Annotated in this window: 12 protein-coding genes; 5 read left to right on the top strand and 7 right to left on the bottom strand. The window is 37.9% G+C overall.

The genetic code is table 11. From position 1 onward, the window contains the following. Positions 1–5: 5 nt before the first annotated feature. Positions 6–2,468, bottom strand: a complete 2,463-nt coding sequence (locus tag R3X26_RS10710) for an ankyrin repeat domain-containing protein (protein ID WP_317717304.1) — start codon at positions 2,466–2,468, stop codon at positions 6–8. A gap of 506 nt (positions 2,469–2,974) precedes the next feature. Then, on the bottom strand, positions 2,975–3,331 hold the full coding sequence (locus R3X26_RS10705) for a YibL family ribosome-associated protein (RefSeq protein WP_317717303.1): 357 nt from the start codon (positions 3,329–3,331) through the stop codon (positions 2,975–2,977). 258 nt (positions 3,332–3,589) lie between these two features. Between R3X26_RS10705 and R3X26_RS10700 the strand changes: the two genes are divergently transcribed. After that, positions 3,590–5,257, top strand: coding sequence for a methyl-accepting chemotaxis protein (locus R3X26_RS10700; RefSeq protein WP_317717302.1), 1,668 nt, complete (start codon positions 3,590–3,592; stop codon positions 5,255–5,257). Between the two features lie 78 nt (positions 5,258–5,335). Here the strand turns inward: R3X26_RS10700 and R3X26_RS10695 are convergent, their stop codons facing one another. The 5 genes from R3X26_RS10695 to R3X26_RS10675 all read right to left on the bottom strand — a co-directional run bounded on the left by R3X26_RS10695 (position 5,336) and on the right by R3X26_RS10675 (position 10,317). Next, complete coding sequence (locus tag R3X26_RS10695; protein WP_317717301.1) at positions 5,336–6,208, bottom strand: NAD(P)-dependent oxidoreductase; 873 nt, start codon at positions 6,206–6,208, stop codon at positions 5,336–5,338. A 165-nt stretch (positions 6,209–6,373) separates the two neighbouring features. Further along, on the bottom strand, positions 6,374–7,099 hold the full coding sequence (locus R3X26_RS10690) for a YebC/PmpR family DNA-binding transcriptional regulator (RefSeq protein WP_317717300.1): 726 nt from the start codon (positions 7,097–7,099) through the stop codon (positions 6,374–6,376). Between the two features lie 81 nt (positions 7,100–7,180). Next, the gene (locus R3X26_RS10685; protein WP_317717299.1) at positions 7,181–7,390 is read right to left on the bottom strand and encodes a DUF3283 family protein; all 210 of its coding nucleotides are present in this window, start codon (positions 7,388–7,390) and stop codon (positions 7,181–7,183) included. A 139-nt stretch (positions 7,391–7,529) separates the two neighbouring features. After that, on the bottom strand, positions 7,530–7,724 hold the full coding sequence (locus R3X26_RS10680; protein ID WP_317717298.1) for a PA3496 family putative envelope integrity protein: 195 nt from the start codon (positions 7,722–7,724) through the stop codon (positions 7,530–7,532). A 604-nt stretch (positions 7,725–8,328) separates the two neighbouring features. Further along, positions 8,329–10,317, bottom strand: a complete 1,989-nt coding sequence (locus R3X26_RS10675) for a replication initiator protein RctB domain-containing protein (protein WP_317717297.1) — start codon at positions 10,315–10,317, stop codon at positions 8,329–8,331. Between the two features lie 1,178 nt (positions 10,318–11,495). On the opposite strand from R3X26_RS10675, the gene R3X26_RS10670 reads away from it, so the two are divergent. From R3X26_RS10670 to R3X26_RS10655, 4 genes are all read left to right on the top strand, one after another. Continuing rightward, a complete protein-coding gene (locus R3X26_RS10670; RefSeq protein ID WP_317717296.1) occupies positions 11,496–12,725 on the top strand; it encodes a ParA family protein in 1,230 nt (409 codons plus the stop codon). Between the two features lie 6 nt (positions 12,726–12,731). Continuing rightward, complete coding sequence (locus tag R3X26_RS10665; protein ID WP_317717295.1) at positions 12,732–13,703, top strand: ParB/RepB/Spo0J family partition protein; 972 nt, start codon at positions 12,732–12,734, stop codon at positions 13,701–13,703. A gap of 85 nt (positions 13,704–13,788) precedes the next feature. Beyond that, positions 13,789–15,807 (top strand): GNAT family N-acetyltransferase, encoded by a 2,019-nt coding sequence (locus R3X26_RS10660; RefSeq protein ID WP_317717294.1) that lies wholly within the window; start codon positions 13,789–13,791, stop codon positions 15,805–15,807. Positions 15,808–15,993: 186 nt separating this feature from the next. Next, positions 15,994–17,673: a FapA family protein gene (locus R3X26_RS10655; RefSeq protein WP_317717293.1), complete on the top strand. Its 1,680-nt coding sequence runs from the start codon at positions 15,994–15,996 to the stop codon at positions 17,671–17,673. Positions 17,674–17,789 lie beyond the last annotated feature (116 nt).

Genomic DNA, 17,789 nt, shown 5'->3' with positions numbered 1-17,789 from the left:
AAAGACTACCTTGCACCTGACTGGTTAAGTAGTTGTATAATATCAGGAAACCCCTGACTCCAAGTTAACAGTGTGTGACCATAGTTGTCTGTTGCATAGTCGTCCGTTGCGTTGACCTTGGCACCATTTTCAATAAGAAGTTTGGCAACATCGAAAGAACCATAAGCACAAGCTAATATTAACGGGGTATAACCGTATTTACCTATAACATTTACATCTGCACCATTTTCAATAAAGAATTGGGCAACGTCACTAGATTTATATACCGATGCTCGCATCAATGCCGTATTACCATCGACATTTTTTGCATTTACGTCTGCTCCATTCTCAACAAGTAATTTGGCTACATCCAGTCCCCAATAAGGGCTGTACATAAGAGCGGTTGAGCCTCGTTTGTCTTTAGCGTTGACATCCGCACCCGCTTCAACAAGGAGTTTGGCAAATTGTTGCCCATAGCGACTAAACAGCAGAGGTAAAGGTGTTTTCCTTTCGTCGTATTCGGCGTCTATATTATTTGCATCAAGCGAAAGAACAGCCAGTAAAGGTGTCCGACCTTGAGTATCCTTGAGGTTGATATCTAAAGCAAAAGTCAGCGCTATTTTCGCTCGTTTAAGGTCTTTATCTGCTATTGCTTTCATCAGCGCCTCACCTGCTGTGGCACCATGTTCAACTAACAGCTTGGCGATATTTGTATTGTCATTGTCAATCGCCATTGCCAATGCTTGGTTTTTGGCCTGATTACTCGGATCTTGTTCAAGAAGAAATACGGTGATGGGATCATGAATATGGTTAGAATTATCAGAGACTTTGCTGCTAGCTCTTTGTATTAAGCTACGATCTATTAAGGTAACTGCACTACTACCTATTAAGTTAACTGCACTACTATTTATTAAGTTAGTCTGGTTACTTTTATCACTATTTAGTTTAGAAATTGCAATTTTGATACAAGCAAGGTTGCCTCTTTTTATGCTATCAAACAATAAACCACGCACACTGGCACCATTTGCTATTAGCGTGTTGATCACATCAAAATGGTTATTCATAGAAGCAGATAACAGAGGCGTGCCATAGTCACCTTTAGCATGTATATTTGCGCCATTTTCGATTAGCAGTTTAACAACATCAATATGGCCATTATAAGCGGCTTCGGCTAAGGCTCTAGCTCCATATATTCCCTTCAAATTTACATCAGCACCATTTTCAATAAAGATTTTCACAGTCTCAAGGCTTCCCGCTTTGGCAGCGGCTAGCCATGCAGTGTCACCTTTTTTCGTCTCTACATTGATATCGAACTGTTTTTCCAGAAGGAGCTTAACAAGCTCCGGTTGATTTTTCTTCGCCGCTTGCACCAACCCTGAAACGCCTTCAACATGCTCTATTCTAGCGCCGGCATTAATCAACATTGTGACGATGTTAAAATGGTTGTGTTCAAGGGCCCGACTCAACGCTGTGTAGCCACGATCATCCTGTGTGTTCAGGTTTGCACCGCTTTGTAGCAGAAGTTTACAAAGTTGAACGCGACCTGCATTAGCAGCCTTCATCAAAACGGTTTCGTTATCCCATTTGTCTGTGGCATTAACATCCGCACCATTGGCAATAAGTAGCTTGGCAGCTTTAGTGTTACCGTCAATGGCACTGATCATTAATGCTGATCTGCCACGGTTATCTCGAACATTAACATCGGCCCCATTGTTAATTAGTTGCTGCATAACATCAAAATGAGAACGCGATAACGCGGCGATCAAAGCGGTATAACCACCATTGGCTATAGCATTAATATTAGCGCCTGCTGTTAGCGCTATTTTTACATTATCAGCCTTCCCCAATGCTGCACTTATAATCAATGCATTATCTGGTTCTGCGAAGAAAGATTTACCAAAAGAATCATCACCGTTTTGTTGCATGAGCCGTGCAATTTTTGCATGGCCATAGTAAGAAGCAAAGATCCGTGCAGTCCATCCTTCTTCATCTTTAACATGCACATCTGCGCCTGCATCAAGTAGATATTGGACTAGGTTGTGGTTGCCGATTTCTACTGCAGCCATCAACGCGGTATAACCTTGGTCGGTTTGAGAATTAACATCCGCGCCTTTTTCGATGAGCAGTTTAACAACCGCATAATGATTTCTTGCCACCGCTTTAATCAAAGCGGTGTACCCTTGCTCAGTCTTAGAATTAACATTGACTCCTTGCTCAATAACAAGCTTGACGATAGCATAATTGCCACCTTTGGAAGCTAAATCCAAAAGTCTATTATCATCAGATTTTATATATGCGCCATTAGCAATAGCCACTTGTACACCGGAGAAATCGCTCCTGCTTATACTGATAAATAGAGCATCATTTGGATCTTGTGCAAAGCATGGTTTAAATAAACAAAAACAACCGAAGAGAGTTAGACTGGCTAACATAAGGTGACCAACTGAACGTTGTCTATTGCGACGTAAGCATTGACTAACTTGTAGCATGGGTAATAACTCCCAACTTGTTCGATATTATTACAACAACGATGAATAGCTTTAAGACTACCTATAGAAAAATAGCCTTACTATTTTTATGCTTTAAATTGGCAGTAATATCAAACAACATCTAACACCAATAATTCATATTGCTGCTTCTGTTACGATTACGGTTATTTCTATTCTAAAAATGGTGAGATTAGCGTTGGCAAGAAGGGTTTTGCAATCGAAAGAGAGTGACTCACTTTCAAGATGACTAAGGTTCGCGTTCGCAAATCTTTAGCTTTATTTTTATCTTTAAGCCGTTATTAAGCAGTTTAGTGCTTGCTCCCAGTGATGAATTGGCATTATTCATATCAGCAAAAAATGTATAAAAGCTAGATATACTCCTTTTCTAGCCGATTCATCTGTCAGGAACAATTTACTTATCTTTAGCCATGACGGGCTTAATTATAAGCAGATGCAATGGTTAAATTGCAGGCTCTGCTTTTATGCAGATCAAATAAGTGCAGCAATCAAAACTCTTTGGCTGCAAATCCAGTAACCGCTTCTAATCTTAGTTCTTTGCCTATTTTGGTTAATGGATGCACAATAACCAGACCTTTTACTCTTTTCTTCAACTTACCCAAATCCGCTTGTTCTTCTTTGGTTATTGCTCGTTGAAAAGGCATATCAAGCAATTCTTTGCGCTCTTTATTCAAATCATAGCTTTGCTTATGCTTTAATTGATTTAGCTTTTTATTTATTTGCTCTATTTCTTTATCAAACTGAGCAATAGTAGGTTGATCGCGTCGAGAAACCGCTGCGCTCAACTTGTTTTTACATTTATCTAGACGATCGTTTAGTTGTTGTATCTCTTTCTTTGAACTCATTTGTTTACACCTATTCGAAATGGACGCTCTTTCTACCATTATATGATCAAAAAATGAATCAGTTTTTCATTATCTAATGCGAATTAGATCAGTATAAATTTTCCTATCATCGCTTTCATTCTTCTATAAACAAAATAAACCTAAAGTATTCAATTCTACTGTCGATAAATGATATTAAGTTCTTTGTATTCATGATCACGATTGAATCGCAAATATTTAACCACTTTATAAGTCACTATCGACGTTGAGATAAGCATTATGAATATAACGATAAAAACACGATTGTATCTATTAGCTGTACTTCCATTACTAATTATTGCTTTTAGTACCATGTATTTTACCAATAATGAACTTATAAAGTTAAATAGCGCTCATGTTGAGTCTTCTCGAAGCTATATGATGGAAAGTAACCGAATCGAGCTAAGAAATTATATGGAAATCGTCGATTCAATGATGACTTCGTTAACAGATAAAGACGCGAGTTTAGAGCAAGTCATTACTGAATTATCCAAGGTAAAATTTGGCGATACTGGTTATCTATTTGGCTATAACAGCAAAGGCGACCGAATGATGTCAGGCCTAAGCAATAGCGGTATTGGTAAAAATTTTTTACACTTGCAAGACCAAAATAATTTATATTTTGTACAAGAGATCATTAAACAAGCCAAAAACGGTGGCGGTTACACAACTTACTATTTTCAAAAGCCGGGAAACAATAGCGCGGCTCAACCTAAGTTAACCTATTCAATCTATAACGCTAAACTCGACCTTATTGTCGGCACAGGCTTTTATATTGACGATGTTGAATCAACAATATTGGCGATGGAAGAGATATCAGACGCTCTTGCTGAAAACGCGATTTTAAGTATTGGTATTGCAACTTTAATTATAGTTATTCTAGCGGGCTTATTTGCGGTCATCATTAACCAGAGTATTATTCGTCCATTGAATGCCTTTGATAAATCAATTGCTTCATTTGCTAATGGCGACGCGGATCTAACCGCGAGAATTGAAACCTTTAACCTACCAGAATTTAATCGCCTAGGAAGCAACTTCAACCTATTTGTAGAAAACCTCCAATCCATAATCAAAAATGTAATGCTGGTCAGTAATGACGTAGTAACCGAAACTAATGATATGGCGGGTAGAGCCACTCAGGTAGATTCTCTAGCCCATCAACAACGAGAAGAGACAGAGCAAGTCGCTACTGCAATGACAGAAATGACAACTACGGCAACCGAAATATCCAGTAATGCAATTCAGGCAGCTAACTCAGCTAAAGAAGTGGAAGGCAGTGCCAATCAAGCTATGGACATCGTCGTTTCGGCCGCTCATTCCGTAGAATCTCTCGCACAAGATGTAGAACAAGCTAATGATGTCGTGTCTGCACTAGAAGGCGACGTGCAAAACATTTCAACTTCTTTAGAGGTTATTCAAGATATCGCAGAACAAACCAATCTTCTTGCCTTAAATGCGGCAATAGAAGCGGCTAGAGCCGGTGAACAAGGTCGAGGGTTTGCGGTAGTAGCAGATGAGGTGCGCAAACTCGCCAGCCGCACTCAAGAAAGTACCTTAGAAATTCATCAAATGATAAATCAATTGAAATCAGCATCAGATGCAGCAGTACAAACAATGAATATTAGCCGTTCTAAGAGCACCAATACGGTACAAGAAGCAAACGCAGCAAGTGAGGCACTGAGTAAAATACAAAACTCTATCAACGTGATTATGGATATGAATGAGTTAATTGCTACCGCCACAGAACAGCAGAGCCAAGTGGGGCAAGAAATTTCAGAACATGTGGTGATAATTTCGGATAAAAGCCATCAATCTGCCCAGTTTGCCAATAAAAATCAAACTGGTTGCCACCAATTAAACAGTAAAGCCTCAGAATTATCTAACTTAGTTGGCCGTTTTACAGTGTAAATTGGGGTTGTACTAGCACTAATATTTAAATGAACAAGAGTCATTGTTATCAAAGCAATGACTCTTTTTTTAGATAAGTTAAGCCGATTGTTTTTCTATCGCTTTAATTAAGGCAGAGGTATCTAATCGACCCATACCTTCAGCAGAAAGTGCTTGGTAGTGAGTAAATGTTTCGCTAGTTAATGGTAAAGTTAAACCTTGTTTTTGAGCTTCTTCTAAACAAAAGCCTAAATCTTTGATCATCCAGTCTAGTGCAAAGCCAAAATCAAAGGAATTTTCTGCCATAGTCGTCGCACGATTTTCCATCTGCCATGACCCTGCTGCACCATTTTTTAAACAATCCACCAACGTTGGTATATCTAATCCAGATTGTTGAGCTAATAATAAGCCTTCTGAAAGCCCGTTTAGTACTCCAGCTATACATATCTGATTAACCATTTTAGCTCGCTGACCTTGGCCAACTTCTCCCATCAAGACCGATGATTTACCATAAGCATTGAAAACTGGCTGGATACGTTCAAATAGATTGATACTACCACCACACATAATGGTTAAAATACCATTCTCCGCGCCTGCTTGACCACCAGAGACAGGTGCGTCCATAAATTCAATACCCTTGCTCAGGCTGGCTTCTAATAACTCCTGTGCTAACGTAGCTGAGGTGGTAGTGTGATCAATTAATACACTGCCTTTTTTCATAGACGATAGCGCCCCACCCTCGCAAGTTACCACACTACGAACATCATCATCGTTACCAACACAAGTGATAACGATATCAGCGTCATCAACGGCTTCTGCAACGGTTGACTTAAAATGACCACCGTATTGCTCTGCCCATTGCTGAGCTTTTGCTGTGGTTCGATTAAATACTGTAACATCAAATCCTGAGTTTTGTAGATGCCCTGCCATTGGAAATCCCATGACACCTAATCCAAGAAAACTTACCCTCATAATATTCCCTTACTATTTTGTAATTTATCGCCCAATTAATCGTAATCGTGTGGATTAATTATTATAATTCGACAAGGCACAAAAAAACTGAGCAATGCTCAGTTTTTTATCGATATGTATGATATTAAGATTACATTCGGTATTAAATCTAACACATCATCTTTTCTAATCTGCATCTAATTCTGCATTGTGATAAACCTGTTGAACATCATCACAATCATCAAGCATGTCCAAAAATTTCTGGAATTTTTCCACATCTTCACCGGTAACAGGAGTGTTGGTTTGCGGCACAAACGTTATCTCTTCAACATCAATAGTCAAATCCGGAAAGTCAGTATTTAACGCTGTTTTCACTTTAAAAAATTCAGTATGAGGTGCGAATACCGTGATAACGCCATCTTCGGACTCAATATCAGTCACGTCGACATCCTGCATGATAAGTGCTTCTAAAAAGACTTCTTCATCATCACCTTTAAACTGAAATACAGCTTGATGATCAAACATATGTGCAGTCGTACCTGGGCTGCCAATTTTAGCACCAGTTTTCACGAAACATTGACGAACATCTTGGAAAGTACGGTTACCGTTATCCGTTAAGCAATCAACGATGACACTCGCGCCACCGGGAGCAAACCCTTCGTAACGCGCTGGTTGGTAATCCTCACCACCACCACCCGTCGCTTTATCAATAGCTTTGTCGATAACATGCGCAGGTACCTGATCTTTTTTTGCTTTAGCGATCAGATGTTTTAAAGATAAATTCATATCGGGATCAGCACCACCACTTTTGGCAGCCATGTACAACTCTTTTCCGTATTTCGAATAAACTTTAATTTTTGCGCCTTGTGTTTTAGCCATTGAGGCTTTGCGCACTTCAAAACTTCTTCCCATTGGGATCTTCTCTCTGCTTCAATTTATTAAATGAATCTTAACAAAATATGAACTCAATTCAATTTGCTTAGAATCAAAAGACTACGCTACACCCATAATATGTTTGTATTTTTCTACCGATTGCTCAAACCATATCTTTTCATCTTGTGTTTTAAACTTATCTCGCTGTGCAGTTATGTCAACCACACCGACTTTGGCGTGCTTAAGTTGCCAAACTAAGTATGAGGCTTGCTTATCAATTTCAATCTTATTTTTTTCATCCGCAGCAAGTAAAGACAAATTAATCGGCATTATATATCTCGGTAGCGTTTTTTGTATGGTGCAGCAATATAGCACAGTGAGTGGAAACGAGTGAATACTGAAAATCGACCAAAGAACAAATTAAGGCGGCACAATGGCCGCCCTTGGGGAATATGCATTCAGGACACAATCAATGAAGTAAACCTAACTCCTCTGCTTCTTCTAAGGTTAAACCGCTTTCACGAATCTCGCGCATCATTTCTATACGACGACGAGCTTCAGCTGATTTAAGCTGTTTTTTCGATTGCTTGGCACCTTCTTCCTTAAAGTCCCAATTGGATGCAATGTTTGCCATTTCATCATGATCTATAGAATTAATAGACATTAAAACCTCCGATTAAAACTGTGTCCGTAGACACTGGATATTTAGCAAATGTCATAATCGTTGTTAAGAAAAATAATCTAAGAATGTGACCTACTACAGGGTTATAACATTGAATTGATTTTTCTATCACTATGTCTTTGCTTATCCATTTTTTCGCATTTATTCTTGTAAGATTACCCAAAAAAATTGATTTCTATTTACGACAAAACCCACCGAGTATAGAGCCTTGCAAACTCAACCTACGTTCATATTAAAGTATAGTTGTTTTTCCTATGAGCATACTGTCAATTTTATAAATAAAGGTAAGATTGCCGTACTTTCCATCAAAAATTCTTTTATCGATTTGCCTAATAGACGTCAAGTGATAATAGTAAAAAACACTCAATTAATCGCATAAAAGTGGAACGATGATCAAGGGAATAAAAGAGCCAAGTAGAAGAATGACAGATAAAAAAATAGCGAGTTGCAAAACTCGCTAAAACTTATGTTATATGAACCGATCTATAATTGGATTAGAAAGGTTAAAAGGTTGTCTATTCAACTAAATTATAGTCCCACAGTTATTATCCCTGTCAGAATAATGTCAATACTGAGTCAAAATCGCTCAGACTCCAATAGCGACTTCGTCTAATGCACGAAATACATCGTCGTTAAAATGACTTTCATAAATAGATTTGCATACTTTTTTTCTAACCGCTAAGGCCGAAATTAATTTTTCTATGGACAAATGCCTTGATGACGTTTGAGAGTTATAGAGTTCTATTGTTTTACTTAGCGTTTCATAGCTTACAACTTCATCTCCTACTCTCAACCAGTCTAACTTCTCCATTAGCTCGTCACACTCAGTTTTAATAGAAGAAGGTGAATGCCCTGTCATTGCGGATAAAGCTGTTATACTGCGTTCTAGCGCCTCAGGAGAGGTATATTTAGATAAGGTTATTGTTAATTCATCGGCGTTAATTTCAACGAGGTGTTTACGAAGCTTGACACGACGACCCAATTTACCTTTCGATTTACGTTCATGACGTCGTATAGGTTCAAATTCACCATCGATAATTTCGGATAACTCTTCTAATTTTTCTCTAGATACCATTTCATTTCTAAGCGGATTCGGTAACGTAGGAGCCATATTTCTTTTGCCCGCATTAGTGGTTCTAGCGCGAGAAAAACGTAATACTTCTTCAACATCACATTTAATATCAATAAGATAATCAGAAATTTTACTTTTTGTTTCGGTTTGCGAGATAGCTAGATGGTATCCCCATAAATTAACAAAAAAATGTTGATCACCAGCGTGATCTTTGCTGAGTTTTTTAAGTTCTCTAATTAATTCAGATGAAAATCTTCGCCATTCTATATTTCTTGCAAGTTTCTGATTTAAATCACTTAACAGCATACTATCGGTATATCGGCGTGACATTCTGCTTCTGAAATATGAATACAATTGGAATACTAATGTATGTTGTTTAAGAATTTCTGGTGGGAATAAAAAGAAGTAATCTTTAGTCAACAGCTCCTCATAAAATGAAGGTTCCCACACTAAAATATAAAGGTTTGGTTTTATTCGTATTTCTCCAGCAGCATCTTCAGATGGCGCTTCTTCTGAAGCTGTAATGGTTCTAGCTAAGAATCGAAAACGATCACTTTTAAACCCTTCAGGCATATTTTCACTTAACCAACGGCCTGCTAACTCGTGCAACTGAAAATCGGTGTATTCAATTCGGTCGATGCTTTCCCTAATTGAATCTCTTGCTGGGCCACTATCTTTTTTGCCACGCATCGACAATATATCGGTAATGTAGAGTGGTGTTTTATTAGGAGCTTGTTTGATATTAAGTTGATATTCAGCTTGATGATGTTCATGGTATTGTACGGTTAACGTGAATAATGCAAATAGAGTCATTAGGTCATCAACTGTCATGATATTTTTAGACGATCTTGTTTCAATAATTGCCCTTGATCCTGAAATCGATACCATTGCTTTTTGATAATTTTTACGAGTTCTTGGTGGAGCGAGTGCTTGATCTATAATTCCTGCCCAGTTTGCTGGCGATACAACAAATTGATCCGCTTCATCTTTTAGTGTTGGTGGAGTTTGTAAGCCATATTCATTTAATAACCTTTTGTTTACTTGAGTTTGTGCTAGTGCTTTAGATCGTTTTTGTTTTTCAGTCTGTTTAGCACTCTCAGTCATTAGGCTAGTTGCACCCAGTACCGATACTAATTGGCTTGGATTAACAAATTTGTGCAGCATAGTTTTTCCAGCTAACCCTTCTTCAAATTTGACTGGAATTTGTTCAAATAGGCCTATATTCACAGCGGCACGTAAACGCTGTTGAATGGCAGCTCTGGTTAGATGTCTATCGGTAGCTTCAACTATTTCTGTTGTTGATACGTAACCATCTTTACTAGAAAAACTACGTAATGATATTAAATTTAGCAGTTCAACTATACTTTTAGTGACTCCTTTAAAATGCTGATATTGTTCGATCCAGTCTACTGCGTTTTCTGATACAGCAAATAAATGCCCATCTTTATGAGATCGCGGTAATTTGATGAGGATCTTTTCATCTGCTCTATGTTTGGAGTTCACTTATCATTATCCGTAATATTGTAATAGTTCCACAAGAATAAAGAAAAACATTAAATAAATAAAGTGTTATTTATTGTTATTTTATTAACTGATCTTAGTGATTAAACTGATCTATATTGATTAAGTGATCTAATGATCTATGGCGTTGTTTTTTCGCAAGATACTGTTTATTAAGTACTAAATTAGAATGTCTTTCAGAAGCATGATCATGGATTATACTGAAACATGATCATGCTTTATTCGGAAGGTTGATCACTATGATGTCGAAACGATGATCATAGGTGTTATGAAACGATGATCAATTAGTTCTCGGATTAATGATCATCATTTTAATACAGGTTATCCACAACCTACTACCTCTGTTCTCTATTTATTCATGAAAATTGGTCTTTATACTGCCAATTTTACTAACGGAAAGATGATCATGGTAAAGTTTTACTATTAATCGTTCGACTTTATTTTCAATGTACCCCACCGTTGTGTGGTCGTTGAAGTTAGTTTTGATATACGTTGCATTTATGACGTTAATGAAACGATGATCAAGGTAATAGCGTGTTTTTGCATTTTTCTGTAAGGTTATTATTTGAGCTGGAAATAGTTAGGTGTTGTGTTTATAGCTACTATCCAATAAGCATCTACCGTAATTGGCGCCGTAAGTTATATCGTTCCGAACAGATACTTACACTTGATCATTGATCCGTATTTGGATCGGACTATTTATAGTTATTATAACCGTTGTTCTACTCTCTTTTTACCTTGATCATTTGTCCGTATACTCATTTATTGGTCGAAACGATGATCAAGAGTTATCCTTGATCATCGTTCCTAGCAGAATTTACATTAAACATAGTGATGAGTAACACCTCAGTATAGTATGAAAAATACAAATACCGTAGTTTATGAGTTTTTATATATCGTTCCAGTAGTGTACTTTTTACACTGTAAATAAGTGACATTGTAACAATTTAAATCTAGAAAATATTTTGGTTAGTTATCTTGTTTACGATGATAATTTGTAAGGTAATATTTGTTCTTAATATAAGAGCTAATTAACCTTTTAACCTAATGTCAGTCAATTATTTTATTGTATACTCTGAAATGTATGTTCAGCTATTTATTGTTTTCATGCTAATTTTATGTACAATATTGCGCATACCTTTCTGTACGGATCATTTGAAATGAAAAGAGAGCAAACAATAGAAAACCTTTATCGCTTAGCTGAGCAAACCAAACAAGTTCAAGCTGACCGTATAGAGATAGTATTGGAAGAGCGAAGTGATGAGCATTTTCCTGCAATGTCAAAAGCATTGATGGAAACACGATCAGGTTTAACTAGAAGAAAGTTAGACGATGCGATTAATAAGCTTGAAGCTAAAGGCCACCAATTTACTAAAAATAATGCTAATCACTATTCTATTTCGCTTGCAGAAGCTCATATGCTGATGGATGCAGCCGGTAGACCGATGTTTCATGAGCGAAAGCTTGGTAAAGATAGTCATGTCACTAGAAAACCTTGGGTTATTAATGTCCAGAACCAAAAAGGTGGTACTGGTAAATCCATGACAGCAGTACACCTGGCAGCTTGTTTAGCATTGAATTTGGATAAAAGATATCGTATTTGTTTAATAGATTTAGATCCTCAAGGTTCACTTAGGTTGTTCTTAAACCCACAGATTAGTGTTGATCAACATGAAAATATCTATTCTGCAGTCGATATTATGTTGGATAATGTACCTGATGATGTTGAAGTTGATAGAGACTTTTTAAATAAAAATGTGCTATTGCCGACTCAATATCCAAATTTGAAGACTATTTCTGCGTTTCCTGAAGATGCGATGTTCAACGCTGAAGCATGGCAACATTTATCGCAAAATCAGTCTCTTGATATCGTTTGTTTATTAAAAGAAAAGTTGATTGATAAGATCGCTGATGATTTTGATATTGTCATGATTGATACAGGCCCTCATGTTGATCCACTGGTTTGGAATGCAATGTACGCTTCCAACGCGTTATTGATTCCATGTGCAGCAAAACGACTTGATTGGGCGTCGACGGTGAACTTCTTTCAGCATCTTCCTACGGTTTATGAAATGTTTCCTAAAGAGTGGAAAGGGCTTGAATTCGTACGTTTAATGCCGACCATGTTTGAGGACGATAATAAAAAACAAGTGTCAGTTTTGACCGAAATGAATTATCTATTGAATGATCAAGTTATGATGGCAACTATTCCGCGAAGTCGAGCGTTTGAAACTTGTGCGGATACTTATAGCACGGTATTTGATCTTACTGTAGGTGAGTTTGAAGGTGGTAAGAAAACGCTTCATACTGCTCAAGATGCGATTCAAAAAGCATCATTAGAACTTGAGCGCGTATTACATAGTCATTGGAATTCATTGAATCAGGAGTAAATTAAAATGGCCATAAAAACTTCTGAGTTAAACGCGAAATTATTTGGTAAAGCAAACAAGCGCCGCGCGACAACTCCCCAAGAAGCACAAACTGCGGCAAAAGAGAAAGCTCAGGTTATTGAATTATCGGTAGCTGGGCAAGAGGCAGTAGAGTTCCAATTAGTTAAAATACCGGCTAATGAAATTGAAAGCAGAACCACGGTTTTTGCCCAAAATGCTCGTGAACAATCATTTTTAAATGAACATGCGTTGTCTGACGTGATGGTGACATTAAAGGTGAAAGGTCAACAATATCCTGCGGTTGGGCGTAGGGCCCAAGACGGTAAAATTGAAGTTTTAGACGGTAGTCGTCGCCGTATGTCATGTATTTTGGCAGAAAAAGACTTCTTAGTTTATGTTGCTGACTCTATCGGACCCGAACAAGCTAAATTTCTTTCTGATGTTGCTAACGCGCATAAGCCATTGTCTCTTTATGAAAAAGGTAAAGAGATGTTGCACAAATTGGAAAGTGGCGAAGCAAGCGATCAGAAAACGTTAGCAGAAATTTTTCAATGTAGTGAATCATTGGTTAGTGGTGCGCTTAAAGCAGCATCGTTGCCGCTAGAGTTATTGCAGGCTTACCCTAATGTGAGTGAATTAGGTAGACCTACTATTGTTAAGCTTCATAAACAATTTAATGATTTGGACCAAGAATCCCGAGCTGCTTTACTTGAAAAGTGTCAATCTGGTGATGTTTTTGCTTGGCAACGAAAAGAATCCCAAGGTATCGCTCGCTTAACTAAAGATGTAACTGCGCATATAGAAAGTTGGATTACTGAGTTGGCACCGAAAAAAGTGGATTCTGTTGTTAAGAAAGAGTTTGTAAAAGGGCGTGCAAGCTTTACTCGTAATGGCAATAACTTAGCTATTAATTTGAAACGTGTTGATGATCAAGCAATGCAAGAAATTTTAAGTTATATCGAAAGCAAAATTAATTGATACTAATATTTGAATAAAGCCGCAAAAGCGGCTTTTTTTTTGGTCTGTGATAAAATAGGGTCTCTATCTACTTAGGTTTTTATGCATGCAGACTCCTCTATCTTATTTATTATCTTTACGTTCTATTGCCCAAGACCAAGGGTTTCGTTATTTAGTAAGACTGATTGGAAGTGAACGCTGGCAAGCCGATCTTATTGGTGAATACTGTACTCAAAGTGCCATTCAACGAAGCTATAAATTAGGTGGTGTAGAGATAGGGGAAGTAAAACAACTCTCCTATAAGCAAGGATCCTTACTGCTTGGTCAAGAAATAGATTGCCTTATTTATGATGACAGCAATGGTTTTGATGCTAACAGTTTAACTGCCGCTTCTGGTGCATTGTGTCGTGGAGGTATTTTCTTTCTTTTACTATCAGGTAATTGTTGCAACTCTTATCAATGGGTCGAGCGACATTCAATCGATACTATCGTTATCACTCAATCTGGTGCTTTGCCTGCTTTGCCACATTTATTGGTGAGCGTTGATAATCAGTTGCCATTTGCTGAGCAAAAGCAAGCGGTATCATTGATTAAACAGGTTTTGTTGGGGCATAGAAAGCGGCCATTAGTATTAACCGCCGATAGAGGTCGGGGAAAGAGCGCTGCTCTCGGTATTGCCGCCGCACAATTGATCAGTGAGCGCACTACAAAAATTCTGTTAACAGCACCATCGCGAAAGTCAGTTGATTCTGTTTTCTTGCATGCAAAAAGTAACTTACACTCAATCACAGCTTTGTCTAATAACACTCTGGTTAGTGGTAACTCATTTATCCAATTTGTTTCTCCTGATGAACTATTGCGCGACAATGTAGAGTGTGATTTGTTGTTTGTGGATGAAGCATCTGCGATTCCTGTTTCTATGTTGATCCATATTGTTTCTCGCTATCATCGTACGGTGTTCTCTTCTACCATACACGGCTACGAAGGTTGCGGTAGAGGCTTTAAAGTCAAATTCTTTAAATGGTTGGATCTTAACCGACCTAATTGGAAAACGTTTCATATTCACCAGCCAGTACGTTGGAATGTTGGCGATCCTTTAGAAACTTGGATTTTTGATACTTTCCTACTTAATTGTGATTCGGTGGATTCACAACCTGTTAGCCATTTTAGTGAAGCGGCTTTTAGATTGGTGAATAAGAGCGAGTTGCTAAATAATTCAGTGCTGTTCCGTAAGGTTTTCTCGATTTTGGTAAATGCACATTACCAAACATCACCAAATGATATGGTACAAATTTTAGATGACGAATCTGTTCATGTGTTTATCGCAACGATTGAAGGAGAGATAGTAGGTTGTCTGGTTGTAAAGCAAGAGGGTAAGCTAGAGTTGGATGTGATTGAATCTATTCAAATAGGAAAACGCCGCCCAAAAGGACATTTGGTCGCAGCACTTATCGCTGGACAATTAGGTATTATTCAAGCGGCGGAGGTTGGTTCATTAAGAGTGATGAGAATAGCAGTAATAGAACCGCTACAGGGGAGCGGCATTGGTAGCCAAATGCTCAGTTATTTGATTCGTCAAACGGATATAAAGGCGGATTATATTTCTACTAGTTTTGGTCTTACTCGCGAGCTTTTTCAGTTCTGGGCTAGTAACAATTTTAGTCCTGTACGCCTTGGTAGTCGGTTAGAGCCAGCAAGTGGGACGCATTCGTTGGTTATGCTACATAGCCTTAATAGTAATGATTGGGTTCTGGAAGTTGCAAAACAATTTCCTCTCGATCTGGTGTCTATGCTCCCCGAAACCTTTAGTGATTTACCTGCTGATCTGGTTATTGAATTATTGAAATCTAGTGAACTTACATACTTTCCAATTACTGATAATCAGTTTAAGTTGATTCAGAGTTATATATTAGGTGGTAGTTGCTACGAGAATGTAGCCCATGCGTTAACTCAGTGCTTATTTCAATATTGGACGGAAACTTATGTGCCTCCAGTTGTTATTAGTAAATTGTTGCAGAGAAAAAGTTGGTCAGAAATAGCTAGTTTGTATTCTTTAGTAGGGCAAAAAGCTGCTGAACAATTTTTTAAGCAACAAGTAGGAGAGATGTTGAAATTTACACTGTAAATTATGGTCGATGTTTGCCTCTTATAGTTGTTTGCTGATACTCTCAATTTACACTGTAAATTGTGAGTATCAGACATAATTCACAGATGAAACATAATTTTACAGCTATTTTTGAGCAAAATATCATAAATTGATTCATACTCTAAGGTAGACTTCCTCTACTCAATTAATGAGCTTTGTAAATAAATGTGGAAAGAACTAATACAATTATCTGAAAATTCGAATAACGTTATTGCTAAACTCTCACATGGCCAACAGCTAGGGCCTACATTCAGCCTTGACGGGTTAGATGTCGTGCTGCAAGAATTGGGAGTCAGTGATTTTTATTTTGATGACGAGGCAGCCGGTCAATTTGTGCGAGCTGCACGTGAAAAAAAGAAATCGGCGTATCAAGGTGTAGTTGTTGCTTACAAAAAGGATGCAACGGTTAACGTTATTTTATCTGATAGTGATATGTTAGCCACAATGATAGTTGAAGGTTCCTGCAGTGGAAAACCGCTTGGTAGTGTTGATATTATGCAAGCGCTGGCCAACGCTCATGTCATCAAAGGAATTGATAAACTTGCATTAAAAAAAGTTCTTTCTGCTAGTCAAGGTCTTGCGAAAGGGGAAACTTTGGAACTTTCAGTTGCAAAAGGTGTACAAGCTATTAACGGAGTTGATGTTATTTTCACACCGTTGGTTGCAGATATTAGCCAACGCGTATTGGCTCCTCAAGAAGATAACAACCAAACCCATAAAGTTGACATGCGAGATCTTGGCGAGTTAATTACGGTAGCAGAAGGGCAAAGTATACTAAAACGAGAACCTGCGACAAAAGGTACGCCTGGCTACACGGTACTCGGTGTAGAAATTGAACCTAAAGCAGGTAAAGACGAATTACTCAAAGCTGGCAAAGGGTCGTATGTTGATGATAATGATCCTAATCTACTCCGCGCCAGTCAATCGGGTATTCCGATTATTCGAAAGTCGACCGTTGATGTTGATTCATCACTAATACTAAAAAACGTTGATGTATCTACTGGACATATTAAATTTAAAGGTAGTGTTGTTGTTGAAGGTAATATAGAACCTGGAATGATAGTAAGAGCAACGGGTTCTGTAACGGTCGGAGGTTTTATTGAATCTGCGGATGTGCAGGCGCAAGAGGATATTATTGTTGGTAAAGGTATCATTGGTCATGCGGTAGATGAGGGGGAAGATAAAGCGTGTATTATCAAAACTAATGGAAATATTACGTCAAAGTATGCTCAGTTTGCATTCTTACAGGCTCACGGAGATATTAACTTAGAATTACACTGTATGAACTCAACTACTATGTGTACAGGTGACCTTACTGTGAAAGATGAGTTAGGACAACATGGTACATTGAGTGGAGGAATTACCAAAGTAGGAGGCAAAATTAAGTGTTTCCATTTAGGCGTTGAAGGGGATACCGCAACTGATGTCCATGTGTTTGTGCGCTTTAATAAGTATAAACAAGGATTAGCTGAGCTTAAAGAGCGCTATAAATCACTTCAAGATAAAACTATGGACACGATACGCTACGAAATGGATTACATGAAAAAACCAAAAGAGGAACGGCTAGAAGATGAGTTAAAAAAAATACACTTACTTAAAAGTCAAAACAGCACTCAAATGGAGCTAACTAAAACTAAAATTGAAAATGCTGAGTGTGAATTGCAGCGGTTGTTGCAAGAAAATACGGTGTCTGCGGACAAGGTTTTTTCTCGAGTGACGATTCGTTATGGTGAGGAGCAGTTATTAATTAAAGAAGAACGAGGTATTAGTGTGTTTTCTTTTGACCAATATAAGATTCATTGTACTACGATGGTAGAAGCGGTTGAACAAGATCGATCGAGTTAAATTGCACGTTATGATGTTTGTCTTATCATTATCTTTGTCTTAAATAGACTGTAACAGATTCTGTCTATCCCTCTATCATTTTGTCAATAATCATCTGCCCTTACGGGTCTTTATCG

Source organism: Vibrio sp. TH_r3 (assembly GCF_033101115.1).
In the GTDB taxonomy this organism is placed as follows: domain Bacteria; phylum Pseudomonadota; class Gammaproteobacteria; order Enterobacterales; family Vibrionaceae; genus Vibrio.
The sequence above is the reverse complement of the archived record's forward strand: the minus strand, read 5'-3'. Positions and strand labels throughout refer to the sequence as shown.